The 26,327-nt window shown below is 48.8% G+C and carries 29 protein-coding genes; 25 read left to right on the top strand and 4 right to left on the bottom strand.

The features are described from left to right. Positions 1–2 precede the first annotated feature (2 nt). Both qoxC and qoxD read left to right on the top strand, forming a co-directional pair. Positions 3–617, top strand: a complete 615-nt coding sequence (gene qoxC / locus HAP68_RS17935; RefSeq protein ID WP_003150930.1) for a cytochrome aa3 quinol oxidase subunit III — start codon at positions 3–5, stop codon at positions 615–617. Position 618: 1 nt separating this feature from the next. Further along, positions 619–987: a cytochrome aa3 quinol oxidase subunit IV gene (gene qoxD, locus HAP68_RS17930; protein WP_003150932.1), complete on the top strand. Its 369-nt coding sequence runs from the start codon at positions 619–621 to the stop codon at positions 985–987. Between the two features lie 43 nt (positions 988–1,030). On the opposite strand, the gene ywcE is transcribed toward qoxD, so the two are convergent. Beyond that, positions 1,031–1,291, bottom strand: a complete 261-nt coding sequence (ywcE, locus tag HAP68_RS17925; RefSeq protein WP_003150937.1) for a spore morphogenesis/germination protein YwcE — start codon at positions 1,289–1,291, stop codon at positions 1,031–1,033. Positions 1,292–1,584: 293 nt separating this feature from the next. On the opposite strand from ywcE, the gene HAP68_RS17920 reads away from it, so the two are divergent. From HAP68_RS17920 to HAP68_RS17905, 4 genes are all read left to right on the top strand, one after another. After that, the gene (locus tag HAP68_RS17920; protein ID WP_024085944.1) at positions 1,585–2,043 is read left to right on the top strand and encodes a GNAT family N-acetyltransferase; all 459 of its coding nucleotides are present in this window, start codon (positions 1,585–1,587) and stop codon (positions 2,041–2,043) included. Between the two features lie 201 nt (positions 2,044–2,244). After that, positions 2,245–3,432, top strand: a complete 1,188-nt coding sequence (locus HAP68_RS17915; protein WP_015387531.1) for an FtsW/RodA/SpoVE family cell cycle protein — start codon at positions 2,245–2,247, stop codon at positions 3,430–3,432. Positions 3,433–3,535: 103 nt separating this feature from the next. Beyond that, positions 3,536–4,285 carry an oxygen-insensitive NADPH nitroreductase gene (gene nfsA / locus HAP68_RS17910; RefSeq protein ID WP_003150944.1) on the top strand — a complete coding sequence of 250 codons (750 nt, stop codon included), beginning with the start codon at positions 3,536–3,538 and terminating at the stop codon, positions 4,283–4,285. Positions 4,286–4,448: 163 nt separating this feature from the next. Further along, entirely contained in the window at positions 4,449–5,450 is a 1,002-nt protein-coding gene (locus HAP68_RS17905; protein ID WP_003150946.1) for an LLM class flavin-dependent oxidoreductase, read from the top strand. Positions 5,451–5,491: 41 nt separating this feature from the next. On the opposite strand, the gene HAP68_RS17900 is transcribed toward HAP68_RS17905, so the two are convergent. Next, a complete protein-coding gene (locus HAP68_RS17900; protein WP_014306056.1) occupies positions 5,492–7,903 on the bottom strand; it encodes a S8 family peptidase in 2,412 nt (803 codons plus the stop codon). Positions 7,904–8,428: 525 nt separating this feature from the next. On the opposite strand from HAP68_RS17900, the gene HAP68_RS17895 reads away from it, so the two are divergent. The 5 genes from HAP68_RS17895 (at position 8,429) to HAP68_RS17875 (ending at position 12,971) form a co-directional block, all read left to right on the top strand. Continuing rightward, positions 8,429–8,743: a hypothetical protein gene (locus HAP68_RS17895; protein WP_003150952.1), complete on the top strand. Its 315-nt coding sequence runs from the start codon at positions 8,429–8,431 to the stop codon at positions 8,741–8,743. 23 nt (positions 8,744–8,766) lie between these two features. Then, the gene (locus HAP68_RS17890) at positions 8,767–9,597 is read left to right on the top strand and encodes a PRD domain-containing protein (RefSeq protein ID WP_024085942.1); all 831 of its coding nucleotides are present in this window, start codon (positions 8,767–8,769) and stop codon (positions 9,595–9,597) included. A 216-nt stretch (positions 9,598–9,813) separates the two neighbouring features. Then, the gene (locus HAP68_RS17885; RefSeq protein ID WP_003150956.1) at positions 9,814–11,196 is read left to right on the top strand and encodes a sucrose-specific PTS transporter subunit IIBC; all 1,383 of its coding nucleotides are present in this window, start codon (positions 9,814–9,816) and stop codon (positions 11,194–11,196) included. Further along, positions 11,193–12,632 (top strand): sucrose-6-phosphate hydrolase, encoded by a 1,440-nt coding sequence (locus HAP68_RS17880; RefSeq protein ID WP_024085941.1) that lies wholly within the window; start codon positions 11,193–11,195, stop codon positions 12,630–12,632. The genes HAP68_RS17885 and HAP68_RS17880 overlap by 4 nt, the downstream gene beginning before the upstream one ends. A 63-nt stretch (positions 12,633–12,695) precedes the next feature. Further along, positions 12,696–12,971 carry an LOG family protein gene (locus HAP68_RS17875; RefSeq protein ID WP_046341456.1) on the top strand — a complete coding sequence of 92 codons (276 nt, stop codon included), beginning with the start codon at positions 12,696–12,698 and terminating at the stop codon, positions 12,969–12,971. 30 nt (positions 12,972–13,001) lie between these two features. Here HAP68_RS17875 and HAP68_RS17870 read toward each other — a convergent pair whose 3' ends face one another. Further along, positions 13,002–13,814, bottom strand: a complete 813-nt coding sequence (locus tag HAP68_RS17870) for a bifunctional hydroxymethylpyrimidine kinase/phosphomethylpyrimidine kinase (RefSeq protein WP_003150959.1) — start codon at positions 13,812–13,814, stop codon at positions 13,002–13,004. 149 nt (positions 13,815–13,963) lie between these two features. On the opposite strand from HAP68_RS17870, the gene HAP68_RS17865 reads away from it, so the two are divergent. From HAP68_RS17865 to HAP68_RS17830, 8 genes are all read left to right on the top strand, one after another. Next, a complete protein-coding gene (locus tag HAP68_RS17865) occupies positions 13,964–14,302 on the top strand; it encodes a PadR family transcriptional regulator (protein ID WP_003150960.1) in 339 nt (112 codons plus the stop codon). Next, positions 14,295–14,930 (top strand): permease prefix domain 1-containing protein, encoded by a 636-nt coding sequence (locus tag HAP68_RS17860; RefSeq protein WP_024085940.1) that lies wholly within the window; start codon positions 14,295–14,297, stop codon positions 14,928–14,930. Before HAP68_RS17865 ends, HAP68_RS17860 begins: the two co-directional genes overlap by 8 nt. A 44-nt stretch (positions 14,931–14,974) precedes the next feature. Beyond that, a complete protein-coding gene (locus HAP68_RS17855) occupies positions 14,975–15,502 on the top strand; it encodes a hypothetical protein (protein WP_024085939.1) in 528 nt (175 codons plus the stop codon). Between the two features lie 84 nt (positions 15,503–15,586). Continuing rightward, on the top strand, positions 15,587–16,393 hold the full coding sequence (locus HAP68_RS17850; protein ID WP_014306052.1) for a glycosyltransferase family 2 protein: 807 nt from the start codon (positions 15,587–15,589) through the stop codon (positions 16,391–16,393). A 14-nt stretch (positions 16,394–16,407) separates the two neighbouring features. Beyond that, on the top strand, positions 16,408–17,091 hold the full coding sequence (locus HAP68_RS17845; RefSeq protein WP_012118732.1) for a uracil-DNA glycosylase: 684 nt from the start codon (positions 16,408–16,410) through the stop codon (positions 17,089–17,091). A 58-nt stretch (positions 17,092–17,149) separates the two neighbouring features. Then, entirely contained in the window at positions 17,150–17,572 is a 423-nt protein-coding gene (locus HAP68_RS17840; protein WP_003150966.1) for a YwdI family protein, read from the top strand. A gap of 18 nt (positions 17,573–17,590) precedes the next feature. Beyond that, positions 17,591–18,910: a purine/pyrimidine permease gene (locus HAP68_RS17835; RefSeq protein WP_003150968.1), complete on the top strand. Its 1,320-nt coding sequence runs from the start codon at positions 17,591–17,593 to the stop codon at positions 18,908–18,910. 63 nt (positions 18,911–18,973) lie between these two features. Continuing rightward, positions 18,974–19,345, top strand: a complete 372-nt coding sequence (locus HAP68_RS17830) for a DUF423 domain-containing protein (protein WP_003150969.1) — start codon at positions 18,974–18,976, stop codon at positions 19,343–19,345. A 46-nt stretch (positions 19,346–19,391) separates the two neighbouring features. Here the strand turns inward: HAP68_RS17830 and gerQ are convergent, their stop codons facing one another. After that, complete coding sequence (gerQ, locus tag HAP68_RS17825; RefSeq protein ID WP_003150971.1) at positions 19,392–19,937, bottom strand: spore coat protein GerQ; 546 nt, start codon at positions 19,935–19,937, stop codon at positions 19,392–19,394. 280 nt (positions 19,938–20,217) lie between these two features. On the opposite strand from gerQ, the gene HAP68_RS17820 reads away from it, so the two are divergent. From HAP68_RS17820 to HAP68_RS17795, 6 genes are read left to right on the top strand one after another with little or no spacing between them, the layout of a single operon-like run. Further along, the gene (locus HAP68_RS17820) at positions 20,218–20,988 is read left to right on the top strand and encodes a glycosyltransferase family 2 protein (protein ID WP_024085938.1); all 771 of its coding nucleotides are present in this window, start codon (positions 20,218–20,220) and stop codon (positions 20,986–20,988) included. 4 nt (positions 20,989–20,992) lie between these two features. After that, positions 20,993–22,417 carry a capsular polysaccharide export protein, LipB/KpsS family gene (locus HAP68_RS17815; protein ID WP_015387538.1) on the top strand — a complete coding sequence of 475 codons (1,425 nt, stop codon included), beginning with the start codon at positions 20,993–20,995 and terminating at the stop codon, positions 22,415–22,417. A 21-nt stretch (positions 22,418–22,438) separates the two neighbouring features. Then, the gene (locus HAP68_RS17810; protein ID WP_003150976.1) at positions 22,439–23,608 is read left to right on the top strand and encodes a DegT/DnrJ/EryC1/StrS family aminotransferase; all 1,170 of its coding nucleotides are present in this window, start codon (positions 22,439–22,441) and stop codon (positions 23,606–23,608) included. After that, on the top strand, positions 23,609–24,472 hold the full coding sequence (locus HAP68_RS17805; protein ID WP_024085937.1) for a GNAT family N-acetyltransferase: 864 nt from the start codon (positions 23,609–23,611) through the stop codon (positions 24,470–24,472). It begins immediately after the preceding gene. Continuing rightward, positions 24,472–25,593 carry an N-acetylneuraminate synthase family protein gene (locus HAP68_RS17800; RefSeq protein WP_024085936.1) on the top strand — a complete coding sequence of 374 codons (1,122 nt, stop codon included), beginning with the start codon at positions 24,472–24,474 and terminating at the stop codon, positions 25,591–25,593. The genes HAP68_RS17805 and HAP68_RS17800 overlap by 1 nt, the downstream gene beginning before the upstream one ends. After that, positions 25,586–26,326, top strand: coding sequence for a cytidylyltransferase domain-containing protein (locus HAP68_RS17795; protein WP_015387540.1), 741 nt, complete (start codon positions 25,586–25,588; stop codon positions 26,324–26,326). The genes HAP68_RS17800 and HAP68_RS17795 overlap by 8 nt, the downstream gene beginning before the upstream one ends. Position 26,327 lies beyond the last annotated feature (1 nt).

The following is a 26,327-nucleotide window of genomic DNA, read 5'->3' as shown; positions in this document are numbered from 1 at the left end:
TTATGGAACATGCAGAACACGGCAATTCTAACGCGCCTATGGAATATCAATCTGAAACCGGCAGACTCAATATTCTCGGGTTTTGGATCTTTTTAGGGGCAGAGATTGTGTTGTTCTCAACACTATTTGCAACCTTCTTCGTTCTTCAAAGAAGAACAGCAGGAGGAGTCTTACCGGCTGAATTATTTGAAGTGAAGCTTGTCATGATCATGACATTCCTGCTTCTGATCAGCAGTTTCACCTGCGGGATCGCTGTTCATGAAATGCGTCGCGGAAGTTTAAAAGGCGTCGTCATTTGGACGATCATTACGCTTCTTCTCGGTGCGGGCTTCGTCGGATGTGAGCTTAACGAGTTCATCCACTATGTACATGAAGGAGCATCTCTCGGTACAAGTGCTTTCTGGTCTGGATTCTTCGTCCTTCTGGGAACGCACGGAACGCACGTAACGATCGGTATCTTCTGGATTGCCGGCATCTTACTGCAATTGAAGAAACGCGGATTAACGCCGCAGACGTCTTCAAAAATCTTTATCTCAAGTTTATACTGGCACTTCTTAGACGTTGTTTGGATCTTCATCTTTACAGGCGTCTATCTCATCGGATTGGGGGGACTATAATATGGCAAACAAATCTGCTGAACACAGCCACTTTCCGTGGAAGCATATCGTAGGTTTTGCGTTGTCTATTATTCTGACCCTGCTGGCCCTTTGGGTTGCGGTATATACGGATTTAAGCTCATCAGCAAAACTGTGGATCATTTTCGGATTCGCATTTATCCAAGCCGGTCTTCAGCTTCTCATGTTCATGCACATGACAGAAAGCGAAAACGGCGGGATTCAAGTCGGAAACACGCTCTTCGGATTTTTCGGAGCGATTGTTATCATCCTTGGTTCCATCTGGATCTTTGCGGCGCACTACCATCACGGTGACCATATGGATGGAAACCCTCCTGGCGGTGCGAAGCAACATTCCGAACATCAGGAATAAAAAGAAACCCTCTTCGTTCAGGCGAAGAGGGTTTTTTGTGCCTTTATTGGCTTCTTCTCCGGCGCAGGCGCGGAAGGCCGTAAATGATAAAGGCGGCGATATGGGCAACGATGACGTTGACGGCAAACAGGATGATCATGAGTGTGTGGCCGAGAGGGGACAGGCTGCTGGTTGCGTAAAAATAGAAGAAAACCCACATGAGAATAATTGGCGGTATGGCCGAAAGAGCGACTTTTTTGTTATCCAGCCAGATAAAGAGGGGTGTTGCGCTTGCGACCAGTAAATAAGCAAAAAACATGTCCATCTTACATGTCTCCTTTCATTTTATGGGAGCGTTTCCAAAATGAAATACAGAGAATAAAATGTGTCTGTTTTGTGGTCGTTTTTTGAACATTTTGTTACAATTATTATACCATGTTTTCCAATTTTTGATACCGCTTTTTCGAGAAATGTATTGCAACTATTGCCTCATTTTTGGATAGGTACAAGAAACCGGAAAGGTCAAATACCCTGTCACATTTCCGGACAAGGGAATGGCACAGGCTGTGAACCTTTGCTATGTTCAAAGAAAACATGCACAGCAAGGGTGGTTTTGAAGTGGACATAACAAAAGACGATGTCACAGCGCCGGACGTCATTGCGCTTTTGCAGGAACATCTGAAGAGCATGACCATGCATTCTCCCCCGGAAAGTATACACGCGCTCAATGCGGACCGGCTGCGTCAGCCTGACGTTACGTTTTGGAGTGCGAGGGAAAACGGCGTCCTGCTCGGCTGCGGCGCCTTAATGGAGCTAAACAGCCGGCACGGTGAGATCAAATCAATGAAAACGGCTCCGCATCATGTCAGAAAAGGCGCAGCCAACCGGATCCTCCGCCATATGCTTGAAGAAGCAAGGCGGCGGGGCTATCAGCGGATCAGCTTAGAAACCGGTTCTATGGAGGCTTTTCTCCCCGCCAGACGCCTGTATGAAAAAGCAGGGTTTCAATATTGTGATCCGTTTGCACATTATAAAGAGGACCCGAACAGCTTGTTTATGACGTTAAACATAGACTGAAACCCCTTTTCTGACGAGAAGGGGTTTTTTATCGGAAAAGTTTCATCATGACCGAAACATTTCCTTTTCTGACACGTCATATGTCGTGTAGTCCCCAAACCATAAAAAATAAAAAGGAAGCAACCTCATCATGTTTTCTTGAACGGTGTTCATGTATAATAAACAATAGTGACTTCCGATGAAAATGTAAGGCGGGATAGAATGAGTCGATATAAGAAACAGCAAAATCCCTATTATCAGGGGGATTTGATTTTTATATTTGGTGTGTTTTTAATAATTAGTGTTGCGGCGATTTATGCGGCCGGACAGTTCGGGCAGTATGGAGGCAGTGCCTGGATGAAACAGATTGTCTTCTATGTTATAGGTGCGGGATTCATCGGATTATTGCTGTACTTTGATTTAGAGCAGCTTGAGAAACTGAGTCTGTACGTATTGATTGCCGGCGTGCTGTCGCTGCTCCTTTTGCGTGTGGCGCCGGAATCCATCGCGCCGATCAAAAACGGAGCGAAGAGCTGGTTTCAAATCGGCAGCTTTACCCTCCAGCCCTCTGAGTTTACGAAAATAGGAATTATGATGATGGTCGCGTCCATTATATCGAAGGCGGGCCCGAAAGATCAAAGATCACTTCGGGAAGATGTCAATCTGCTTTTGAAAATTGCGGCATGGACGGTTATTCCGATCGGGATGATCGTTTTGCAGGATGCCGGAACGGGTGCGATCTGTCTGTTTATCGTTATGGTGATGGTGTTTATGTCAGGTGTAAACTGGAAGCTGATCACCATTATCGGCGGTTCGGCCGCGCTTGTGCTTGGCCTATTCTTAGTGCTGGTAATTGAATTTCCCCATGTGGCGAATTCGATCGGTATTGCGGATTATCAAATTAACCGGATTACATCGTGGATGTCTGACTCCAGTGCGGCAACGACTCAGGCCGAGAGCGATAAAAGCTGGCAGGTGGATCAGGCCGTTATGGCGATCGGATCGGGCGGCATTACCGGAAACGGCGTTCATAATCTGAAGGTGTACGTACCTGAGGGACAGACCGACTTTATCTTTGCGATTTTGGGTGAAAGTTTTGGGTTTTTAGGCTGCGCCATTGTGGTTGTCATGTTTTTCTTTTTAATTTACAGGCTTGTGGTGCTGATTGACCGCTTGCATGCGTTTAACCGATTTGGTGCGTTTTTTTGCGTAGGATTTACTGCACTTATCGTGATTCACACCTTCCAGAACATCGGGATGAATATCGGCATTATGCCGGTTACCGGTATTCCGCTGCTGTTTGTCAGCTATGGGGGGAGCTCGGTGCTTTCTACATTAATCAGCTTCGGGATCGTATATAACGCAAGTGTGCAGCTGACGAAATATAAAAGCTACTTGTTCAATTCTTAATGTGAGACGGCTCGTTTTTCGGGCTGTCTTTTTTTGTTTAGAGCATTTCGCTTTTGGCATGATACTCTTTCGGATATGATATATAGAGAAGGAGGCTTTATATATGAACAATACCATCGAAACCATACTTAATCATCGGTCGATCCGATCATTTACTGACGAGCTTCTGACAGCAGAAGAGATAGATACATTAGTGAAAAGCGCCCAGGCGGCGTCAACGTCCAGTTACGTGCAGGCTTACTCCATCATCGGCGTAACCGATAAGGAGAAAAAGCGGAAGCTGGCGGCACTGGCCGGAAACCAGCCTTACGTCGAAAATAACGGGCACTTGTTTGTGTTTTGCGCTGATTTGTACCGCCATAAAAAACTTGCTGAGGAAAAAGGAGAAAACATTACCGAGCTTCTTGAGAATACGGAAATGTTTATGGTCAGCATCATTGATGCCGCACTTGCCGCACAAAACGTAAGTGTTGCCGCGGAATCAATGGGACTCGGCATTTGTTATATCGGAGGCATTCGAAATGAACTTGATCAGGTGACAGAAGTGCTTGGTACACCTGACCATGTGCTGCCGCTGTTCGGCTTGGTAGTCGGTCATCCCGCTCATCCGTCCGGTCAAAAGCCGCGCCTGCCGAAACAAGCCGTATATCATGAAAACACGTACGATACGAATGAAGAAAACTTCCGCAGTTATATGAAGGAATATGATGAAACCATTTCCGATTATTATGATAAACGGACAAACGGCAAGCGGGTTGAAACGTGGTCTGATCAAATCCTGCAGTTCATGAAACAAAAACCGAGAACCTATTTAAATCAATATGTAAAAGATAAAGGTTTTCAAAAGAATTAAGAAAAAACCTCTCCTGACCGGGAGAGGTTTTTTTATGTTTCACGTGTAACATATTTCGACAAAATGGAACAAGGTATATAAATGTTTATCATCAGGGATGCTTATAAGCATACAGAAAGAAAAAACGGCTTAGCAGTGGTACGATGTTGATGAGGTGACAGTGATGATTTCATTAAGTATATTGGATCAATCTCCTGTATCAGAAGGTTGTTCTGCGGAAAGTGCACTGCGGAATACAGTAAGATTGGCGCAGGAGGCGGAAAAGCTCGGATATAAGAGGTTTTGGGTGTCAGAGCATCATTTTTCAGAGCGGTTGGCGGGCTCAAGCCCTGAAGTGCTGATCAGCCATATTGCGGCGAAAACGAATGACATTCGGGTAGGATCAGGCGGTGTGATGCTTCCGCATTACAGCGCATATAAAGTGGCGGAGAATTTCCGCGTGCTCGAAGGGTTGACGCCGGGCAGAATCGATCTCGGATTAGGGAGAGCGCCGGGCGGAATGCCGATCGCATCATGGGCGCTGAATGACGGAGGGAAGCGTAATGCTGATCAATATCCGCAGCAGCTTCGTGAGCTGGCGATGTATTTGCATGATGCAGCGGATGACAATCACCGTTTTCCGAATCTGACCGCATCACCCCTTATTAAGACGGCGCCGGAAGTCTGGCTTCTCGGTTCTTCGGGGGAAAGCGCGCTTCTGAGCGCAGAAATGGGAGCAGGCTATATGTTTGCCCATTTTATTAATGGAGAAGGCGGAGAAAGCACGACAGCACAATATAAGCGCAGATTTAAACCTTCTCTATTAGGAAAAGAACCAAAAACAGCCGTGGCGGTGTTTGTGCTGTGCGCGGACACGGAAGAGAAAGCGGAGGAACTCGCGGCCGTCATGGATTATACGCTGCTTGCGGGTGAACAGGGGATTCCGCTTCACGGCGTACCGTCTTACGAAACCGTCCGCGGCAATACGTATACACCGTATGAACAAAGACGAATTGCCGATAATCGGAATCGGATGATCATCGGAACGAAGCAGCAAGTGAAGGAACAGATTCTGGCTCTCAGTAAAGCATACGCAACAGAAGAAGTAATGGCTGTGACCATTACTCATCATTTTGAAGATAAACTTCAGTCATATCGCCTGCTTCGAGAAGCTTTTGCCGATTAATCAGAAAGAAACCCTGCTGATGCTCCAGCAGGGTTGTTCGGTTATTCAATGATAAAAGGTTTTTCAGTCAGCACCTGGCTTGATTTCCCTTTGTTCGCGGCATAGGCCAGCATATAATATTCTCCTGCCGGCAGTGCGGTGTCACCATTGACTTTGCCGTTCCAGTCGAAATATTGATAGCCTTTATCCTGCTTTTTGTAGATGCCGGCTTGGCCGACAAAGTCAAGATTACTGTCATATACAAGGAAGGCAAGCTCTTCGGCTCCAGCCGGAAGATAGGTTTCAATTTGGTAGGTTCCCTGCGTTGTGCCGTCCTGTACGTCGATTGACGTTACGCGCGGATAGTCCGGCTCTTTTACAATCAGCAGCGTCGGCACTTTTGCGACTGTTTTTCCGCCTTCACGCACTGTGACGGTTCCCTCATAGGTGCCTGCCTTTACTTTTTTGGCATTGACCTTTACTTTCGCATTGACCTTTCCGGTTTGATGAGCGGGGATCACGACCCGGTCTGTGCCCGAAACGGTAATGCCCGTGCCGTTGAAAGAGTACTCGAGCTGATATGATTTTCTGATGGACGATTGGTTTTCAATCGTAAAGGTTTCTTTTTTCGTTTCATTGCCTTTGTCTTTCATAAACGTTCCGTAAGAATAACTTCCCGGGGCGACAAGGGAGTCTGCTTTGATCGCCTTCATGATTCTGATGCTTCCGGCGCCTTGCGCATTATGCGGGTATACGTCACCGTCCGCGTCCGTTAAGGTTTCCGCCGTGTTCATAAGAGCGGCTTTTATTTGTTCCGGGCTCCATTTCGGTTTGGCCTGCTTGATGACGGCAGCTGCGCCGGCTACATGCGGGGAAGCCATGCTCGTTCCCTGCTTCGATCCGTAGCCGTACGGGTCGGCCGGATCATGGGTCGGAATGGTGCTGACGATGTTTACGCCGGGAGCGGAGACGTCAGGTTTAATCATCCACGTGTCCATAACCGGACCGCGTGACGAAAAGTCTGCCATTTGTTCAGTGAGCGATTTAGCCACGGATAAATGGAATGTCGCTTTTGTGCCGCCCGCTTTTAATTGGCTGACGAGTTTTTCGCCGTCTTCTGATGAAAGCTTAACCGTCGGCACGGACATGCCCGGTACGTTGGCTTCAATTTCTCCCGGGGCATTGTTATACACAACCATACCGATCGCGCCCGCTTTTTTGGCGTTGTCTGCTTTATCCACAAAGGCGATGCTGCCCCGTTTGACGACCGCGACTTTTCCTTTCAGATCTTTGCCTTCAAAATCCTTTTGCTCGCCGATACCCGCCTCTATGAGCTCTGTTTCTTTTTTATTCAGTGCTTTTATGTCATCTTCTTTGTTGTACCCCATTACTTTCGCTGAGGAATAGGAACCGAAGGAGACGGCGTACTCGTTCAGCGGCAGCTGTGTCGCTCCGACGGAGATAGCTTCTCTGGACGTTCCCGGAGAGCCGACGGTCCAATTGTTCGGCCCGCTGTTTCCGTTTGATGTAACGGCCGTGACGCCTTCTGACATCGCCCAGTCAAGCGCCGTGCTTGTCGCCCAGTCTGGGTTATTCACAGAATTGCCGAGAGAAAGGTTCATGACATCCGCTCCGTCCTGTACGGCGCGTTCAATACCGGCGATGACGTTCTCCGTTGTTCCGCTTCCGCCCGGACCGAGCACACGGTAGGCAAGGAGTGTAGCATCCGGCGCTACGCCTTTAATCGTTCCGTTTGCCGCTACCGTGCCCGCGACATGGGTTCCGTGGTCAGTCGACGCGCCTCTCGGATCACCGGACGGCGTTTCTTCAGGATCGTAATCGTTATCCACAAAATCGTATCCTTTATATTGTCCGAAATTTTTCTTTAAGTCAGGGTGTTTATATTCGACACCGGTGTCAATAATGGCCACCTTGACGCCTTTCCCCGTATAGCCGAGCTTCCACGCGTCATTTGCCCCTATATAAGGCGCGCTGTCATCCATCTGCGGAGACACGGCATCCTTAGATAGGGTGATGTCTTTATCTTTCAGCTGATCGGTATGATAGGTGACGTTCGGATAAACCGCTTTGACATCCTGATCACTCAACAGTTTCGGAATTTCATTTGCCGGGAGTTTCATGGAGAAGCCGGAAAACACTTGCTCATATTCCCTGTTGATTTTTCCGTGTTTAATGGTTTTGAGCGCTTTCTTTTTTACTTTTGAGCGTTCGCTTTTCAGCTTGCTTTTTGTCTGTGCTTTGCCGAGTTCCTTTGCTTCCGCCAGTGACTTTTCCTTCAGCTCGACGATGACTGTCGTTTGTTTGCCGGTGGTCATATCAATGTCACCAAATACCTCAGCCTTCTCAAGATCAGGAGTTTGCGGTTTTGTTGCCGGCGCAGCCTGTGAACTTGTGGATAAGGTAAAGGATAAGACAAAAGCCGGAAGCAGATAACGGATGATTCCTTTTTTCAATCGTGTTTCCCCCTTTTTCTTTATCTAAATTAGAAATCTAGTATATATTTCTTGAAAATTCAAAATAATCCTTGTGACATATGACTCATTTATGGAAATTGGTCTGTGAATAAGGAGGGAGTTATACACAAAATCCTGTGCATAACTGAATAAAATTGTGTATATATATTGTTGGGAACGAGTGTTCCTATACAAAATATAGATCGAGTTTGTGGATATGTGGATATACCCTGTGTTTAAGCTGTGCTTAACCAAGGGATAAGGTGTGTATAACTTTTTTTATCGGCTTTTCCATTTTTCAGGTCATTTCCATCAGCTTTCAACAAAACTTCTGAAAACTAGTTTGTTTTTTCACTCATATTGTGACAAACAATTCGCCCTGCCGCGTCTATCATAGAGTCATAGGGTTGCTAGACCCGCTAGTTTTTAGCGGAGAAGGATCGGCCGCCTTTTCCGTTAAAGCGGAGAGAAAAACAGGCCTGCGAACAAGCTGTCTGTCAAAAAGAAGCGGAGGGATGATTTGCAATGAAACGTTTGCTAGTATCTTTACGGGTGTGGATGGTCTTTCTGATGAACTGGATGGCGCCGGGTAACGGAAGATATCCATTAGCCGCCGTGTACGGAAACCAAGCGGCTTATCATAAGAAAGCGAAGCGGACGGCTGGTGCTTTTTCGTTTGTGAGCCGAGTCCGATCGGCGGATTTGACCGATGAAACGAAATCGGCCCGCGGCAGGCTGGATAAAAACCGATGGATGCCTGTCCGCAAAGAATTGCCGAAACGGGAGCGCGCGGGTCCGGCACCTTTACATCATATGAAAAAGAGGGTACAATCCCACTAAACATATGAACGGGAGCGAACCTCTTGAGAATAGACAAAGTATTAAATAACAATGCGGCGTTAATAAAAGAAGACGGACGGGAAAAGATCGTAATGGGTCCCGGAATCGCTTTTCAAAAGAGAAAAAATGATGTGATTCAAAAACATAAAATTGAAAAAATATTTGTCGTGCACGACGAAAATGAAAAGTTCAAACAAGTGTTAGAAACGCTTCCCGAAGAGCATATAGAGGCGGCTGAAGATATCATCAGCCATGCGGAGGGAGAGCTTGCGGCGCCTTTGAACGATCACATCCACATTGCGCTGGCGGACCATTTATCCTTTGCGATCGAAAGGATTCAAAACGGCCTTCAGGTGCACAACCGATTGCTTCATGAAATTAAGGCGCTTTATAAAAAAGAATATGAAATCGGCCGCTGGGCGGTTGAACACGTGAAACAAACCCTCGGTATATCATTGCCTGATGATGAGGCGGGGTATATCGCGCTTCATATCCACACTGCCAAGGCGGATGCCAAAAGCATGTATTCGGCGATGAAGCATACAACCATGATCAGAGAAATGATCGAAAAGATCGAATCCTTTTTCGAACAGAAGGTGGATGAAGACAGTATTTCCTATCAGCGCCTCGTCACGCACTTGCGGTATGCGGTCAGCCGGTTGGACTCAAATGAAGCACTCCATTCCATGGACGAGGAGATGCTTTATTTCATCCAAAAAAAGTATCCGTTTGCTTATCGGTGTGCGCTTGAACTGGCGGCGTTTTTAAAAAATGAATATGATTTGGAACTGCCGGAATCCGAGGCCGGCTATATTACGCTGCATGTCCAGCGTCTGCAAAAAAACCCGGAATAACGCGTCTGTTTCGAGAAACAGACTTTTTTTTGAAAACATATTGACGAAAGCGCTATCATGAAATAAAATGAAAGCGCATTAAAAAACTGAATCGGCGGGATTGTGACTGGTAATGCAGGCAAGACCTAAAATTTGCGTACATGAAAAAGGGATCATGCTGACCTTTTTCGTTGGCGAATTTTAGGTCTTTTTTGATTTTAGAAAGGGGGATACATCATGAATTATCAAGAAACGGCAAAACAGCTTATCAAACATATCGGAGGGAAATCAAATATCATCAGCGCGACACATTGCGCCACACGGCTCAGGCTCGTCATTCAAGATGAACAGAAGATCAGCCAGGCCGATATTGAAGAGACAGAAGGAGTAAAAGGGGCTTTCAGCAGCTCGGGGCAATATCAGATTATATTCGGTACCGGCCTTGTGAATAAAGTGTATGACGCTTTTTCAAAAGAAGCCGATTTGGGGCGCGAGGATCGTGAGACACATCAGGACGCGGCGAAAAAAAAGCTGAATCCGGCCGCAAGATTTGCGAAAACACTGTCTAACATATTCGTTCCCATCATTCCGGCTATCGTGGCAAGCGGACTTTTAATGGGGCTGCTCGGTATGATGAAGGCTTTCCACTGGGTGTCTGAACAATCATCGCTGTTTAAGCTTTTAGACATGTTTTCAAGCGCGGCGTTTATCTTCCTGCCCGTATTCATCGGGTTCAGTGCGGCGAAGGAATTTGGCGGCAATGCCTATCTCGGTGCCGTGCTCGGGGGGATTATGATCCATCCGGCGCTTTTGAATCCGTGGGGGCTTGCGGATGCATCGCCTGATTTTATGCAGCTCTTCGGCTTCGACATTGCGCTGCTCGGCTATCAAGGGACGGTCATCCCCGTACTGTTAGCCGTTTACATTATGAGCAAAGTGGAAAAGGGCACGAGAAAAATGGTGCCTCACGCATTCGACTTATTGGTCACGCCGTTTGTCACGGTGATCGTCACAGGATTTATTACCTTTATCGCAATCGGTCCGCTTGGCAGGGCGATCGGATCAGGCATTACCGTCTCGCTGACATATGTGTATGATCACGCGGGCATTGTTGCCGGACTGCTTTTCGGCGGTCTTTATCCGCTTATTGTGCTCACCGGTGTGCATCACAGCTTTCATGCGATTGAGGCCGGCCTCATCGCTGATTTGGGCAGAAACTATATCCTTCCTATCTGGTCGATGGCGAATGTCGCTCAGGGCGCGGCGGGACTGGCTGTATTTTTCCTGACGAAAAAAGCGAAAATGAAAGAAATCGCTCTGCCTGCCGCATTTTCCGCTTTTCTCGGCGTAACCGAACCAGTTATTTTCGGTGTGAACCTAAGGTACCGGAAGCCGTTTATCGCGGGAATGATCGGCGGAGCGCTGGGAGGGGCCTATGTCGTGGTGACCGGCGTCGCCGCCAATGCTTACGGTCTGACCGGAATTCCGATGATTGCCATCACGGCTCCGCTCGGTTTAGGAAATCTTATAAACTATCTGATCGGAATGGGCATCGCCTCTGTCTCGGCGTTTATTGCCGCTTACATTATGGGAGCTAAAGAAAAGGAGGCTGTCAAATGAGGACACCGGATCAAGAGCTGCGCCTGCAGGCTGAGGAAGCGAAAAAGAAGCGGCAAGAAACAGCCGCGTCAGATCCATACCGCCAGAACTATCATGTTATGCCGCCGGTCGGGCTTTTAAATGATCCGAACGGCGTGATCCAATGGAACGGCGTATATCACTTGTTTTTTCAATGGCAGCCATTTCATACGGGGCACGGCGCGAAATTTTGGGCGCATGTGACGACGAAGGATTTCGTTGAGTGGAAAGAGGAAGAAATCGCGCTTGCGCCGGGTGAGTGGTATGACAAAAACGGGTGTTATTCCGGAAGCGCCATCGAAAAAGACGGGCGGCTCTGCCTGATGTACACAGGCAATGTCCGTGACGGAGAAGGCAATCGGGAAACGTATCAATGCCTCGCCGTATCCGAAGACGGGATCGTATTTGAAAAAAAAGGAATCGTCGCGCGTCTCCCAAAAGGCTATACCGCTCATTTCCGTGATCCGAAGGTTTGGAAGAAAGACGGAGCGTATTACATGGTGCTCGGCGCGCAGACAGAAAAGCTCACCGGAAGCGCTGTATTGTTCACATCAGAGAACCTGACGGATTGGACGTTTCTCGGTTCGATTGCGGGGGCGGACTCGGGCGGTCTCGGGTCATTCGGCTATATGTGGGAATGTCCCGACCTGTTTTCCCTTGACGGAACCGACGTGCTGCTCGTATGTCCGCAGGGGCTTGAAGCCGACGGGATAAAATATCATAACAGCCACCAGGCGGGCTATTTCCTCGGCAGGCTGCATACAGAGCCGCCAGAATTTAAGCACGGTGAATTTACGGAGCTTGACAGAGGATTTGATTTTTATGCGGCACAGACGCTGGAAGATGATAAGGGACGGAGGATTCTGTTCGCGTGGATGGGCGTTCCGGATCAGCATGAGGACAAACATCCGACACATGCGTATCACTGGATTCACTGCTTAACGATGCCGAGACAGCTGTCACTGTCCAACGGCAGAATCATACAGCGCCCGCTCCCGGAAATGAAATCGCGCCGCACGGATGAACAAAAGCGCCGTCTTCAATTGAATTGCTCGTCTGTAAGCCTCCCGGTGAAAGATGCGTCCCGGGCTGAAGTGCTGCTGGAAGACATTACTTGCGAATCCGGTTTTGAAATCTCAATTCGGGGCGCGGCCCGGTTTATATTTCATCAGGAAGAGGGGCTGGCTGTGCTGGAGCGCACCGCTTTCAGCGGAGAAGAAAAAGAAAAGAGAAGCTGCGCCATCAGCGAGCTGCATTCCGTCCAGCTCTTTCTGGATGCATCCTCCATCGAATTATTTTTGAATGATGGAGAAGAGGTATTCAGCGCCAGATATTTTCCTTTCCCGGGAAATGATGACGTAACCGTCACTTCGGTTGGAAAAACGGAAATAAATGCCTCAATTTGGACACTTTTGTAGAAAATCGTTCTTTTTTCTTATGTGAAACCTATGCCATCTGTGCTATTCTTCAAACGAAAGCCTATGATTCCAGGAATAAAAGGAGTTGTTTTCTCAGTTTTGAAAAATCAGAAGATGACGCCGAAATGTTTACTTGTCAAAGCCGCAGAGCAAGTGGAAGATAAACGGGAAGAATATAAAGAAGTATTGCTTCAGCTGAATCGCATGCTCAAGAGGGCTGAGCCGCACAATGAATGGAGTGATCGGCTGAGGCATACATATGAACAGATGAAGGAATACGCGCTGTTTGTGCAATCGATTGAGATGTTTTTGCGGTCATCCGCGAAAAAAATGAAATAATCCCCCTCGATCATGAGGGGGATATTTATTTTATTTTCCGCTAAGACGCATCGCCGAATGTTTAGTCGGTCCGATGTATTGGTTCAGCGGGAAGGATTCTTTGATTGCCGCAGTGATAAATTCTTTTGCCGCATAGATGGCTTCCTTCACTTCAGCGCCTTTGGCCAGTTCTGCCGTCACGGCGGCGGAGAATGTGCATCCGGCTCCGTGCGTGTAAGGTGTATCAATCATTTCGCTTTCTAATACTTCCGCGGTTTCTCCGTCATACAGCACGTCGATCGCTTTTTCATGTTTCAATTTGCCGCCGCCTGTAATCAATACATATTTCGCGCCGAGTTCGTGAATTTTCTTGGCCGCTTCTTTCATGTCTTCCACCGTTTTTAATTCATCCATACCGCTCAGCTGGCTTGCTTCAAACAGGTTTGGCGTGATGACGGTTGCCAGCGGCGCCAATTGGGTGCGAAGCGCTTCGGCATGCTCCGGATACAGCACTTCGTTCGCTCCTTTGCAGACCATGACAGGATCGATAACGACATTCTTCAGCTGTTTTTCTTTAATCGTTTTCGCCGCAAGCTCGATGATCTCCACGGTAGGGAGCATTCCCGTTTTCATGGCGTCTACGCCGATTCCGTCAACAATCGTCGCCAGCTGTGCGCGAATCGTATCGGCATCAATCGGAAATACTTGATGATCCCAGCTGTTCTCCGGGTCCATCGCTACGATCACGGTCAAAGCCGTCATTCCGTATACGTTTTTTTCTTGAAATGTTTTTAAATCGGCCTGGATTCCCGCGCCGCCGCTGGAATCAGAACCGGCAATAGTAAGTGCTTTGTGCATTGACATATCAATGGCCTCCATCAGTGTTTTATATCTCATTATAGTTAGATTTTCTCCCGATCACAATACGGAAGGCTTGGAGGAATGATTTGACAGCCGCGGGGGATGTGCGTACAATACCTACATAAGAATACTAGGTAAGGGTGAGAAAATAAATGCTCAACAGAGAGCTTGTAAAGGGCAGCACGGTCATTCTGGTGCTGACGCTGCTGAATGAACGGCCCATGTACGGGTATGAACTTGTGAAAGAAATGGAGAAAAGAAGCGGGAATGAACTGCAAATGAAGGAAGGCACGCTGTACCCATCGCTTCATAAGCTTGAACGCCAAAGCTATATTTCTTCTTACTGGGAAAAGCAGACCAAAGGGCCCGACCGAAAATATTACCGGATCACCGATGAAGGAAAAAACATTCTAGCCGAACGGACGAAGGAATGGAATCTGTTCTCCGCTCTGATGGACCGGATGCTGAAGCGGGGCGGGCAGAATGGATAAAGACCTTTATGTGCACGAAATCAGAAAAGGGCTGGAAGGCAAGGCCGGAAGCCGTGAATTATTAAAGGAAATCGAAAGCCATATTCATCATGCCATTTGTGTTCATCTGGAAAAAGGCAAAACCGAAAGCGAAGCGATGGAGCTTATTCTGCGGGAAGTGGGGACTCCGTCTGAAATTATCTCTGCTTTTCAAAAAGCTTCGGCGGTGCCCGCGCGGACTTTTATGCTCTTTTATCTGTTCTGCAACTGCGCTCTTTTTGTGATGGGGGCGATGATTACGATGATGCACGCGTGGAGGATTCATCCCGCAGTTGACGCGCTGTGGAAAGGGATTTCCGTGTCAGTATGGCTGATTATGATCGGTTATGTGCTGTATTGGTTCCAAATCGGCTATCAAGCTGGCAAAGAGTTCGGGGCTGGCGGCAAAAAGCTTGCTGAGCGGACGGTATGGGCTTCAATGGTGCCGAATCTATGTTTTATGTTTGTCTTTTTGTTCAATCTGGTTCCGGCTGGGCTGTTTCCTTCGGCGGTGACACCGAGTTTTGCGGCAGTATGCGCCGTTGTGACGGTATGTTTTCCGTTTTGCGGCAAAATGGGTTTTTACGCAGGCAGGCAGAGACTTGCCTGATCTTTTTTACTATATACATAGAGAATCTATATAGGAGTGTTTATATGAGATTAGGTTCGTGGATGTACGGCGCGTGCGCCCAAATAGCCGTTACCGTATTTACCGTCTGCGGCTTGGTTCTTGCCTTGCCCGTTGTGAGTCTTTTTATTATGGTTCTGAACGGGATGCAAGACGCTATTTTTGTTGTTTTCAGTATTTTGCTTCTTCTATTGTTTTATGCGCTGGGATGGATTTGGGCTGTTTCGTTTGCGCGTGAGTGGAAGGTGAAACTTTTCGAGCTGCAGATCAGCTCGCTCATTCCGCTGGCGGGTATATTATACTTGTACATTGACAGCGGGGTGAGTATACCGGAACTGATTCATGATTGGCATGAGGATGGATGTGCGCTTGTCCCGCCGGCTTTTGTCTGCTTGTGCACATGCTATGCGATGGTGTTGGTGCCTGTTTATCAATCAAAACTGTGGAATGCCATGGAGGCGGGCAGATTTAATGCCAAGGCGGTATGCACTGTTTGGGGAGACCTTCTGATCATTCTGGTTTTGCTGGCGGGGATGACGTGGATTTGTTTCTGAATGGGCCGAAATCAAAAATCCCCCCTGATCTCTCCGCCGCTTTATGTTTTAATAGAACATGAGAAAAAGCAGAAGGAGCGGGTCATGAATATATCAATTGTCATAGTCACGTATAATCGGATTCCGGCTTTGTGTGAGCTGCTGGAGTCGATTTCCAGGCAGACCATTAAGCCTTATGAAGTGATCATCGTAAATGATGCCGGGGAATCGGTCGAACACGCGAAGCAGCTGTACAGCGATCTGCCGATTCAGATTATTGATTTAGAACAGAATGCCGGACATGTGGAAGCGCGGAACGCAGGTGTGAAAAAAGCGTCGGGTGATTATATCATGCTGTGCGATGATGATGATTTCATTACGCCGGGCCATTTGGAAAGAATGACGGCTGCACTTGCTGATGCGGATTTTGTCCATTCTGACGCGGAAATTGTGTCATTTGAAGAACGGGGCGGCACGAGATACCCGGTGTCACGAAAGCCGTTCGCCTATACGGCGGATTATGCGGATATGCGGGTATTTTCCACGTACGTTCCGTCAGGCAGCATGTACAGACGTTCTCTGCATGACACGTTAGGGTATTTTGATCCGGATGTCCATAATTATTGGGACTGGGACTTTTATTTGCGCGCCGCGAAACAGCACCGTGTGAAGCGTGTTCCTTGCGCGAGCGTCATATATGCGTTTTTTGAGGGAGGCGGCAATCAGTCCGCGGATCTCGGCGGCAAACGGAAGCGGTACTTAGACCGGTTAAGCGAAAAGCACGGGCTTGGGGAGCTCCCGACGAAAAACTTCGCGGTTCTTCTAGAAGAGCCGGACATGAAGAGGCGGGAGGCGCCGACTGACATTGTGTGGGACGGAAAGCCCGTCCATTCAAGACTGCACAGTTCATAAGGGGGACGGACAGTTTGAAACAGCTTTTAAAAGACAGCTGGTGGAATCAGCTGAAAGATGAATTTGACAAACCGTATTATCAAGAGCTGAGAGAGATGCTGAAACAAGAATACAGCAGCCAAACGATTTATCCTGACAGCCATGATATTTTTAACGCCTTGCATTATACGCCCTATGAGGATGTAAAAGCGGTCATTCTCGGACAGGACCCGTATCATGGCCCAGGACAGGCGCACGGGCTTAGTTTTTCCGTTCAGCCCGGGGTCAGACAGCCGCCGTCTTTGAAAAATATTTTCATAGAGCTTCAGGACGATATCGGCTGCTCCGTACCGAACCACGGATCGCTCGTCAGCTGGGCGAAGCAGGGAGTGCTTTTGTTAAACACAGTGCTTACGGTTCGCCGCGGTCAGGCCAATTCCCACAAAGGCAAGGGGTGGGAGCGGCTCACTGACCGCATCATTGATGTGGTGAATGAAAGAGAGAAGCCGATTGTCTTTATCCTGTGGGGGCGTCACGCGCAGATGAAAAAAGAGCGCATTGACACCTCGAAACACATTATTATTGAATCGACTCATCCGAGCCCGTTTTCGGCAAGGAACGGTTTTTTCGGGAGCAGACCGTTTTCCCGTACAAACGCCGCCCTTGAAAAAATGGGGGAGCAGCCGATCGATTGGTGCATCCCCGACCTGCCGCAATAAACGGTTTTTTGAGGCGCTTCCGCCCGGCGGAAGCGTCTTTTTTGATGTTCCGGGCGGTATGCCGTCAGAAAAAATAACAAACTCAATTCTGCGATCCGCTCAGAAATTTGATAAAATGCAGGAAGAAGACAAATTACTGCTGGAGGATTTACTCATGAACATACATATCTCTGCTTTAATTCAGAAGATGGAAGAAGAACTGAGGCAGGCGAAAACGGCGACCCGCACCGAGGAGGTCAAAATGCACGCGGCCGCCATCCGCTCTCTGTGTGATGTCGTGCTCGGCACTCAGACGCACACCGCTCCGGCGCCTGTGCAGAATCCGATTCCGAAAGCGGCGCCGAAACCTTCCGCGTCTCCTTCGACAGACCCGCTGCTGCTTGAAAAAATGATGGGCAGCGCCGGGCTGAACCAATATCAGAAAAAAGCGAAAGACGAACGTGAGGAAGACGGAAACGGGGATTCCATTTTCGATTTTTAACAGGAGAGGTTGATTGACTTGAAACTGATACTCGGGGGTTTGCAATGGACGGCATTTATGATTGCGGCTGCGATTGTAGTTCCTGTCGCCATCGCACAATCATTTCACTTGAACCATGCCGATTCTGCCGCATTGATTCAGAGCACATTTTTTGTGCTTGGCGTCGCTGCGGTCATCCAATGTCTCCAGGGACATCGTCTGCCGATTAATGAAAGCCCGGCAGGCTTATGGTGGGGCGTATACACGATTTACGGCGGACTGACGGGCACGGTGTTTGCGACATTCGGCGAGACGCTGCGGGCGCTGCAGGGGGCGCTGTTATTAAGCGCTGTCTTTTTCTTTTTGTTCAGCCTTTTTAAAGTGATTGAACGGCTGGCCGTGCTGTTTACGCCGGTTGTGACCGGTGTGTATCTGCTGCTGTTGGTCATGCAGCTGAGTCAGCCGATTGTGAAAGGCCTTTTGGGCATCGGCTATTTAAAAAACAGCGTCGACGGCCTTGTATTCGGGCTCGCCATGGTTGTGACGGCGGCGATGTTCATCATGTCCCGATCGAATGTTACGTTCTTAAGACAGTATGCGATTCTCCTTTCGCTTGCCGGTGGATGGATCTTATTCGCCGTCTTCGGCGCTGCCAAACCGATTCAAATACCGGATCGCGTGATTCAGCTGCCGGTTCTTTTTCCGTTTGGAAAACCCGTGTTTGACAGCGGCCTGATCATTACGTCACTCTTCATTACCGTACTTTTGATTGTCAACATGCTCGCGAGCATCCGGGTTGTAGAAGCGGCGGTGAAAAAATTCGGCGGCACCGTTGGGAAACGGCGTGAGCGTCCGGCAGGGTTTGCGGCTTCGATCAGCCACCTTTTGAGCGGGCTGTCAGGGGGCATTGCGCCTGTGCCGATTTCAGGGGCGGCCGGTTTTATTGAGACGACGAAGCTTCCTTCAAAAAAGCCGTTTCTTTTGGGAAGTGTATTTGTCATGATCATCAGTATGATCCCGCTATTTATGAATGCGTTTGCGAGTCTGCCCTCACCGGTCGGCTTTGCGGTAAACTTCGTCGTTTTCTCCACGATGGCGGGTCTTGCCTTTACGGAGTTTGACTCTTATGAGAAAGCGGAGCAAAAACGAATCCGTTCCATTATCGGTCTGGCGCTCCTCACGGGGGTCGGCGTAATGTTTGTGCCGGAGAGCGCGTTATCAGGGATGCATCCGATCCTGATTTCGCTCTTAAGCAACGGCCTTGTGCTCGGGACGCTGCTGGCGATAGCGATTGACCGAATCCAGCTTATCAAAAAGAAAAAATCCGACAATCTCGTGTCATCGGATGACGGACGTTGAATTTTGCCGATGTTGGGTTATGATTGAATTGGAAACTTTAACGAAAAGGCGGGAGAAAAATAGATGAAAGTGTTTATTATTCTTGGTGCGATTAACGCTTTATTGGCCGTGGCGCTGGGCGCTTTCGGCGCGCATGGGCTTGAAGGGAAAATCCCCGATAAATATTTGCAGGTGTGGCACACAGGCGTGCAATATCATATGTATCACGCGCTCGGTCTTCTGGCTGTCGCGTTTTTGGCTGAAAAGCTCTCTGGCGCAGGCAGTGTTTCTGTTGCGGGCTGGCTGATGTTTGCGGGCATCGTTCTGTTTTCAGGAAGCCTGTACGTATTGAGCGTGACGCAGATTTCCATTCTCGGCGCGATTACACCGCTCGGCGGCGTGGCGTTTATCATCTCTTGGATTATGATTATCGTCGCGGCCGTCAAATATTTATAAAGAAAAAAAGCCAATCCTCTGTCAAGTGAGCGATTGGCTTTTTGATTTATCTCGGAGAATATGAAGACATGGAGTACGGATAAGTATAAGCGATTTCCTCATCAAATGTGATGTAATCAAGGTAAATGGTCAGAAGCAGATAGCGGGTGCCCGTTTTCGGATCGCTGATGATGATATGGTCACGTCCCGCCGCCTCAATCACACCGCGGAAAATCTTTGAATTCCATTCTTTGCTGTTTTCAAATGTCATATAAATCGTCGCCGTTTTGCCCCGGTTCAACCGCAGAATATTTTCAATGTATGACTCTTCAATCGGCAGCATGCCGGGAACGTTTTGTGACGATGATGGACCTGACGGGATTTGAAAGCTGCCGCCGCCCTGCTGCTGCGGCTGGCCGGGGAACCCCCCGCCGAAGCCCTGCTGGCCTTGCTGCATCGGCATTGTCATTTGCTGCTGCATCGGCATCATTTGTGATCCTTGGCCCTGAGGCTGCGGATAAGGATTAGGCCCGAGCTGCGGCTGGAATCCCTGCATATCCATTCCCATCCCCATCCCCTGCATTTGCTGATATTGATTCTTTTTCGGTTTCATATTGTTCCTCCTTTGATGAAAACCTCTTGATGCTGAAACCTCCTGACAAGTATCAGACAGCCGACAGAGCGGCTGCTGTTTTTATCTATTCCACCATATGAGCCCAAAGAAAGATTTATGCGAAAAAAGAAAATACGATCCAATGTTTCCGGATATCAGAGCCGGCTTTTTTTGTGCGCGCAATGCTGACTTTTCACATAATAGTCTGTATTCCTAGCGCATCTTCCGCATAAGGAACATATGATAGCGGTAGTTTCAGGTGCGAAAAGGGGGTGACGAGTTGCCTAAAGTGTCAGTGATCATGACGAGCTATAACAAAAGTGACTATGTGGCCCGCTCTATTAAAAGTATTCTGTCTCAGACGTTTACGGACTTTGAGCTGTTCATTATGGATGACAACTCAAATGAAGAGACATTGGCGGAAATACGTCCTTTTCTCACGGATGACCGCGTCCGGTTTTATCAAAGCGATGTATCGGGCGTCAAAGAAAGAACGGAAAAAACACGCTACGCCGCCTTGATTAATCAGGCAATAGAAATGGCGGAGGGCGAGTACGTGACGTATGCGACCGACGACAACACGTATGTGCCGGAACGGCTTGAGAAAATGGTGAAAGAGCTTGATGAAGACCCGGAAAAAGCCGTCGTGTATTCAAGTTCCAAAACCTATCATCTGAATCAGCGGAAAGAGACGGTGAAGGAGACGGCCAGGCCCGCCGAACGGATCGTGTGGAACGCGCCGTGCGCCATTGACCATTGTTCGGTCATGCACCGGTTTTCCGTGCTGGAACAGGTCAAATCGGCATTCGGTTCCTATTGGGATGAAAGCCCCGCGTTTTACCGTATCGGTGACGCCCGTTTTTTCTGGAGAGTGAATCATTTTTATCCGTTTTACCCGATTTCTGAGGAGCTTGATATCAATTATATTACCGATCAATCCATCCATTATCAGCTTTTCGCGGCGGAGAAAAACGAGTTTGTGAACAGCCTTCCGCAGCAGACCACGTGCCGGGAGCTGAGGGAATCATTAAAAAAGCTTGGAAAGGGGTGAGGGCTTGTCGGCATACTTAGCGAACTATTGGGTGCTGTACCGGCAGTATATTGACCTTTTTCAGTCACTTCGCTACAAAGACATCCCGCTCGCATTGATCAGTAATTTTTATCAATATATCAGTCCGGCGCTTCGGGAGAGCATGGAGCAGAACCCGGAGCTTTTCGGTCCGGCGGATCAGCATATTCCTGAAGCCGGTATTCAGCCTTATTATGATCAAAAAAGGCAAAACATTAAGAAAACAGATGAGAAACCGGTAAACGGAAAAGTCATTCTGCATTTCGATCATCTTCGGTTCACCGAGGGAAATTACCGGCAGTTTGATCCGGCAAAAACAGCGGTACTGGCCAGATGGAGTCTGCCTGACCATCATGGGCTGCCCGTTATCTGCAAATTGGAGCTGACGGGAATGGGGCAAAAAGGGAACCCCGTCCCTTATATTGAAAAAGCCCATTCCATTTTGAAAGAGCTTCACAGCCATCCCGCTTTCGGAAACAGAGAATTTCAGGAACGACTGTATAAAGACATCCCGTTATTTATTGAAGCGATTGACGCCGTTGATATTTTGTTTACGGCCGAGAAGATTTCCGCCGTTGTAGTCGGCACGACGGAGGATATTTACAGCCGTGTGCTGGCGCTGATGTCCGCGAAAAAAAACGCCGTCAGCATCTGTCTTCAGCACGGGGCGCTCATGGGAGATGAAGCGTTTCTGCCCGTATTTACGGACTATCAGGCTGTATTCGGGGCTTATGAAGCGGAGTGGTATAAAGCAAAAGGCTGCAGGGAGGAACAAATCATCATCACGGGGCATCCCCGTTTCGACGAGATTTTCTCAAGAGAGCCGATAGATCGGGACACGTTTTACCGCAAACTTTCTTTTCTCCCGTCACAGCGGACGGTGCTGATCGCCACGCAGCCGTTTTCTGATGAATTTTATACGGGAGTGCTTGAAGAGCTTGCCGGCCAAAAGAACATGCAGCTCATTATTAAACCGCATCCGTGGGAAATCGGCAAAAACAAGCTGGATGCTTATAATCAGGTGCTGCGGAAATATAAAGCAGGCAAAATCATCAAAAAAGAGATGGAGCTGTATGATATTCTCCCGTTTGTTGACGCTGCGGTGACACAGACATCAACGGTCGGTCTTGAAGCGATGCTGTTTCAAAAGCCCGTGCTGATCGGAAAATCAGCGGGAACCCGCCGATACCCTTATTATCATTCACTTGGAGAATTTGTTTTTGAGGACCCGCAGGCACTCGCTCAGGAATTAATCCGGATATGCGAAAGCCCCGCAGAATATCAAAAAGCGGAACAGGCGCGCCGTGCTTTTGTCGCCGCGAACTACCCGGTACAGGATTCGCTTGCCGCTTTATGCCAAGTGCTTCAGGAAAAAACCGGAGTCAGCTTCAGACGGGTTGACCCTTCATAAAAAAGATAGGAGCGCAAAAAAATGGTGCAAAAAAGATCAGCTTTTCTTCCCTATTCATTGCCCATGATCGGGAAGGACGAAATTCAGGAGGTTATTGATACGCTTGAATCGGGCTGGCTTTCAAAGGGACCGAAAGTAGAGGCGTTTGAAAAAGCCTTTGCCGCCTGGACGGGGGCAAAGCACGCGATCGCGCTGAACTCATGTACCGCCGCTTTGTTTTTGGCCCTGAAAGCGAAAGGGATCGGTCCCGGCGACGAGGTCATCACGTCTGCCGTGACGTTCAGTTCAACAGCCAATACAATCGTGCACACAGGCGCCGTTCCGGTGTTTGCTGACATCGATCCGCTTACGCTGAATGCAGACCCTGAAAAAATTGAGGCGGCCGTCACCCCGCGGACAAAAGCGATTGTACCCGTTCATTTCGCCGGCCAGTCGTGTGATATGGATCAAATTTTGGCCATTGCCGAAAAGCATCAGTTATTTGTCTTAGAGGATGCCGCACATGCCGTGTATACCACTTATAAACAGAAAATGATCGGATCAATCGGTGATGCGACGGCATTCAGCTTCTACGCGACAAAAAACCTGGCAACCGGTGAAGGCGGCATGCTGACGACGGACGATGACGGGCTTGCCGATCAGATCAGGGTGCTCAGCCTTCACGGCATGAGCAAAGGCGCGTGGAACCGCTATTCTTCAAACGGAAGCTGGTACTACGAGGTCGAAACGCCCGGCTATAAAATGAATATGTTTGATCTTCAGGCGGCGCTTGGGCTTCATCAGCTTAAACGGATTGACAGCATGCAGCAAAGAAGGGCTGAAATTGCTAGCCGCTACCAGGACGCTTTCAGAGACATGAAAGGGCTCACCGTCCCATATGTCAGTGATGACGGGCGGCATGCATGGCATCTGTATGTTCTTCAAATAGAGGAGCAGGAGGCCGGGATCAGCCGGAACGATCTGATTTCCGCTTTGAAAGACCAATATAATATCGGCACAAGTGTTCATTTTATTCCGGTTCCGTTCCATCCGTATTATCAAAAAACGTACGGATATAAGGAAACTGATTTTCCGGCCGCGGCCGCGTATTATCACCGCACCGTATCACTCCCTCTTTATCCGTCAATGACAGATGATGACGTTGAATACGTCATTGCAGCCGTTACGGATATCGTCAAAGGGGCTGATTAGGTGTACAGACTGAGAGAAAATCTTGCACAGGACATGATTCATGCCTTCCTGCATCAGAAGGGCATTCAGCCGGAAGCTTATGAATCGTCGCTCTGTTTATTGGAAGAAAACAGCCTTCAAGGCGTGATTTTATATGAAAACTCTTCGTGGGAAAGTCAATTGTTCCGAAAAAATATCATCAATGTGAAGCTTGCAGCCGCAAACAGCACCGGACAGCTCAAAAGGCTGTTTCAGGAATTTTACGCAGCAAGGCGGGCGGACGGCACTGATTTTATATTTATTAAAATACCGGCTGAAGATATCGGCGCGATGCAGGTCGTGCAGTCGCTTCCGAACGCTTATTTTGTAGGGAGTCTTCTCAAGCTCGTCAGTCCGGTGCGTGTATATAACAGCACGCCGCCGTTTGAGATTACAGAAGCCGGACCCGGCGACACGGAAGCGATCAGCCGGCTGGCCCGCGACGCCTTTACAAAAAGCAGGTATTATCAGGACCCCCGTCTCAGCTATGAAAGTGCAAACCGCCTGTTTGAAGAGTGGGCGCGGAATAACGCGGAAGGAAGAGCTTCGTTACAATTCCTCGCCAAATATAAGGGAGAGACCGCGGGCTTTGTTCAGGGGCTGTCTAAAGGCGATGAATTCGTCCTTGATCTGATGGCGGTAAAGCCGGGATTTGAAGGAAAAGGAGCGGGATTCCATTTAGCGGCGCACGTGATTGAACAATCATTGCGCTTTCAGCATAAGACTGTATCAGCGGGAACGCAGCTCCACAATGTAAGAGCCATCCGCCTGTATGAAAGAATGGGATTTAAAGCGGATGCGTCCTATTATTACTATCATGTGTGGCCCGGGAAGGAGGCGGACTGATGGCATCATGCAAAATCGGAACGAAGTCAATCGGCGAAGGTTCGCCCGTATTCATCATCGCCGAAGCCGGAATTAATCATGACGGAAAACTGAGCCAGGCGTTTGAATTGATAGATGCGGCCAGTGAGGCCGGCGCGGACGCGGTCAAGTTCCAAATGTTTCAGGCTGACAAAATGTATCAGAAAGACCCCGGCTTGTACAAAACCGCTGCGGGAAAAAACGTCTCTATTTTTTCTTTGGTGCAATCAATGGAAATGCCCGCTGAGTGGATCGAACCGCTGCTTGAATATTGTAAGAAAAAAGGCGTGCTGTTTTTAAGCACGGTATGTGATGAAGGCTCTGCCGACTTACTGTATGCGACTTCCCCTTCAGCCTTTAAAATCGCCTCCTACGAGCTGAACCATCTGCCGTTATTGAAATATGTCGCGGGGCTGAAGACCCCGATTATCTTTTCCACCGCGGGCGCTGATATTTCAGATATTCAGGAGGCTTACCAAACCATTACCGGCGAGGGGAACAAAGAAATTGCGATCATGCATTGTGTGGCGAAATATCCCGCGCCGCCTGAATACAGCAATCTAAGCGTCATTCCCATGCTTGCCGCCGCATTCCCGGATGCTGTGATCGGTTTCTCCGATCACAGCGCCCATCCGTATGATGTGCCGTGCGCGGCTGTCAGGCTCGGAGCGAAACTGATTGAAAAGCATTTTACGATCGATAAAAACCTGCCCGGTGCTGATCACTCCTTCGCCCTCAATCCGGATGAATTAAAAGAAATGGTTGCGGCGATCCGCTCAGTTGAAGCGGAGCTGCGGCAGGGGCATCACGCTCCGGTGCCGGAAGTGCTGTCGGGAAGCTCCCATAAAACGACGACACCGATTGAAGGGGATATCAGAAGGTTTGCTTACAGAGGCATTTTTTCAACAGCGCCGATTCAAAAAGGCGAATGTTTTACGGCGGAAAACCTTGCCGTCCTTCGTCCCGGTCAAAAACCGCAGGGGCTTCACCCGAGATATTTTGAGCTTTTAACTGACGGCGCGCGCGCGGTCAGGGATATCCCCGCCGACACGGGCATCACTTGGGATGACCTTTTGACGAAAGGCAGCCCATATGATGACTGACATTTTGTTTATCATTCAGGCGCGGATGGGAAGCGGGCGTCTTCCCGGCAAAGTGCTGAAACCGATCGGCGGGTATACGATCCTCGATATGATTGTCAAAAGGGTTCGTCAAAGTGCGTTTTACGATCAATCACGGGATAATCTGATCGTCGCCGCGTCTGACAGCAAGACCGACGACATTCTGTCTGCGCACTGCCTCAGCAACCGCTACCGTGTCCACCGCGGCAGCGAACAGCGTGTGCTTGACCGGTTTGCACAAGTCATCGAACAAGTAAAACCGGACATCGCAGTCAGACTGACGGGGGATAACCCGTTTGTCGACCCTTCGCTGCTTGATTTTCTGATTCAATCGCATTTAGATCAGCACGCAGACTACACGTATATCTGCGGTACACCGCTCGGGATCGGCGGCGAGGCGGTGAACGCGCGCCTTTTAACGGAGATCAATGCGGACAAAACGCTGGCGGACAAATATCAGGAGCATGTCACCCTTTTGATAAGAGAATCCCCTGAGAGGTACCGGCTTCTCTTTCCTGAGCCCCCGCAGGAACTCCGGGCTCCTCACTTGCGGATGACCGTCGATACAGAAGAGGACTACAGGCTGGCCCGCGAGCTGTACGTAAAAGCGGGCTCGCGTCCTGATATTCCGGCAAAAGAATTGATCCATCTGCTGAATCGTGATCCGGAGCTCAGGGCTATTAATCAAATGATCCGGCAAAAAGAGGCTGATTAGC

The sequence above is a fragment of the Bacillus sp. Bvel1 genome (genome assembly GCF_014872755.1).
Lineage (GTDB): Bacteria > Bacillota > Bacilli > Bacillales > Bacillaceae > Bacillus > Bacillus velezensis.
The sequence above is the reverse complement of the archived record's forward strand: the minus strand, read 5'-3'. Positions and strand labels throughout refer to the sequence as shown.

What these genes read in the sequence shown, in the direction of transcription:
- qoxC (WP_003150930.1), top strand. Translation starts at nt 3, where the DNA reads ATGGAACATGCAGAACACGGCAATTCTAACGCGCCTATGGAATATCAA.
- qoxD (WP_003150932.1), top strand. Translation starts at nt 619, where the DNA reads ATGGCAAACAAATCTGCTGAACACAGCCACTTTCCGTGGAAGCATATC.
- ywcE (WP_003150937.1), bottom strand. Translation starts at nt 1,291, where the DNA reads ATGGACATGTTTTTTGCTTATTTACTGGTCGCAAGCGCAACACCCCTC.
- HAP68_RS17915 (WP_015387531.1), top strand. Translation starts at nt 2,245, where the DNA reads ATGAGTCGATATAAGAAACAGCAAAATCCCTATTATCAGGGGGATTTG.
- nfsA (WP_003150944.1), top strand. Translation starts at nt 3,536, where the DNA reads ATGAACAATACCATCGAAACCATACTTAATCATCGGTCGATCCGATCA.
- HAP68_RS17905 (WP_003150946.1), top strand. Translation starts at nt 4,449, where the DNA reads ATGATTTCATTAAGTATATTGGATCAATCTCCTGTATCAGAAGGTTGT.
- HAP68_RS17895 (WP_003150952.1), top strand. Translation starts at nt 8,429, where the DNA reads ATGAAACGTTTGCTAGTATCTTTACGGGTGTGGATGGTCTTTCTGATG.
- HAP68_RS17885 (WP_003150956.1), top strand. Translation starts at nt 9,814, where the DNA reads ATGAATTATCAAGAAACGGCAAAACAGCTTATCAAACATATCGGAGGG.
- HAP68_RS17880 (WP_024085941.1), top strand. Translation starts at nt 11,193, where the DNA reads ATGAGGACACCGGATCAAGAGCTGCGCCTGCAGGCTGAGGAAGCGAAA.
- HAP68_RS17875 (WP_046341456.1), top strand. Translation starts at nt 12,696, where the DNA reads ATGATTCCAGGAATAAAAGGAGTTGTTTTCTCAGTTTTGAAAAATCAG.
- HAP68_RS17870 (WP_003150959.1), bottom strand. Translation starts at nt 13,814, where the DNA reads ATGTCAATGCACAAAGCACTTACTATTGCCGGTTCTGATTCCAGCGGC.
- HAP68_RS17865 (WP_003150960.1), top strand. Translation starts at nt 13,964, where the DNA reads ATGCTCAACAGAGAGCTTGTAAAGGGCAGCACGGTCATTCTGGTGCTG.
- HAP68_RS17860 (WP_024085940.1), top strand. Translation starts at nt 14,295, where the DNA reads ATGGATAAAGACCTTTATGTGCACGAAATCAGAAAAGGGCTGGAAGGC.
- HAP68_RS17855 (WP_024085939.1), top strand. Translation starts at nt 14,975, where the DNA reads ATGAGATTAGGTTCGTGGATGTACGGCGCGTGCGCCCAAATAGCCGTT.
- HAP68_RS17850 (WP_014306052.1), top strand. Translation starts at nt 15,587, where the DNA reads ATGAATATATCAATTGTCATAGTCACGTATAATCGGATTCCGGCTTTG.
- HAP68_RS17840 (WP_003150966.1), top strand. Translation starts at nt 17,150, where the DNA reads ATGCCGTCAGAAAAAATAACAAACTCAATTCTGCGATCCGCTCAGAAA.
- HAP68_RS17830 (WP_003150969.1), top strand. Translation starts at nt 18,974, where the DNA reads ATGAAAGTGTTTATTATTCTTGGTGCGATTAACGCTTTATTGGCCGTG.
- gerQ (WP_003150971.1), bottom strand. Translation starts at nt 19,937, where the DNA reads ATGAAACCGAAAAAGAATCAATATCAGCAAATGCAGGGGATGGGGATG.
- HAP68_RS17810 (WP_003150976.1), top strand. Translation starts at nt 22,439, where the DNA reads ATGGTGCAAAAAAGATCAGCTTTTCTTCCCTATTCATTGCCCATGATC.
- HAP68_RS17800 (WP_024085936.1), top strand. Translation starts at nt 24,472, where the DNA reads ATGGCATCATGCAAAATCGGAACGAAGTCAATCGGCGAAGGTTCGCCC.
- HAP68_RS17795 (WP_015387540.1), top strand. Translation starts at nt 25,586, where the DNA reads ATGACTGACATTTTGTTTATCATTCAGGCGCGGATGGGAAGCGGGCGT.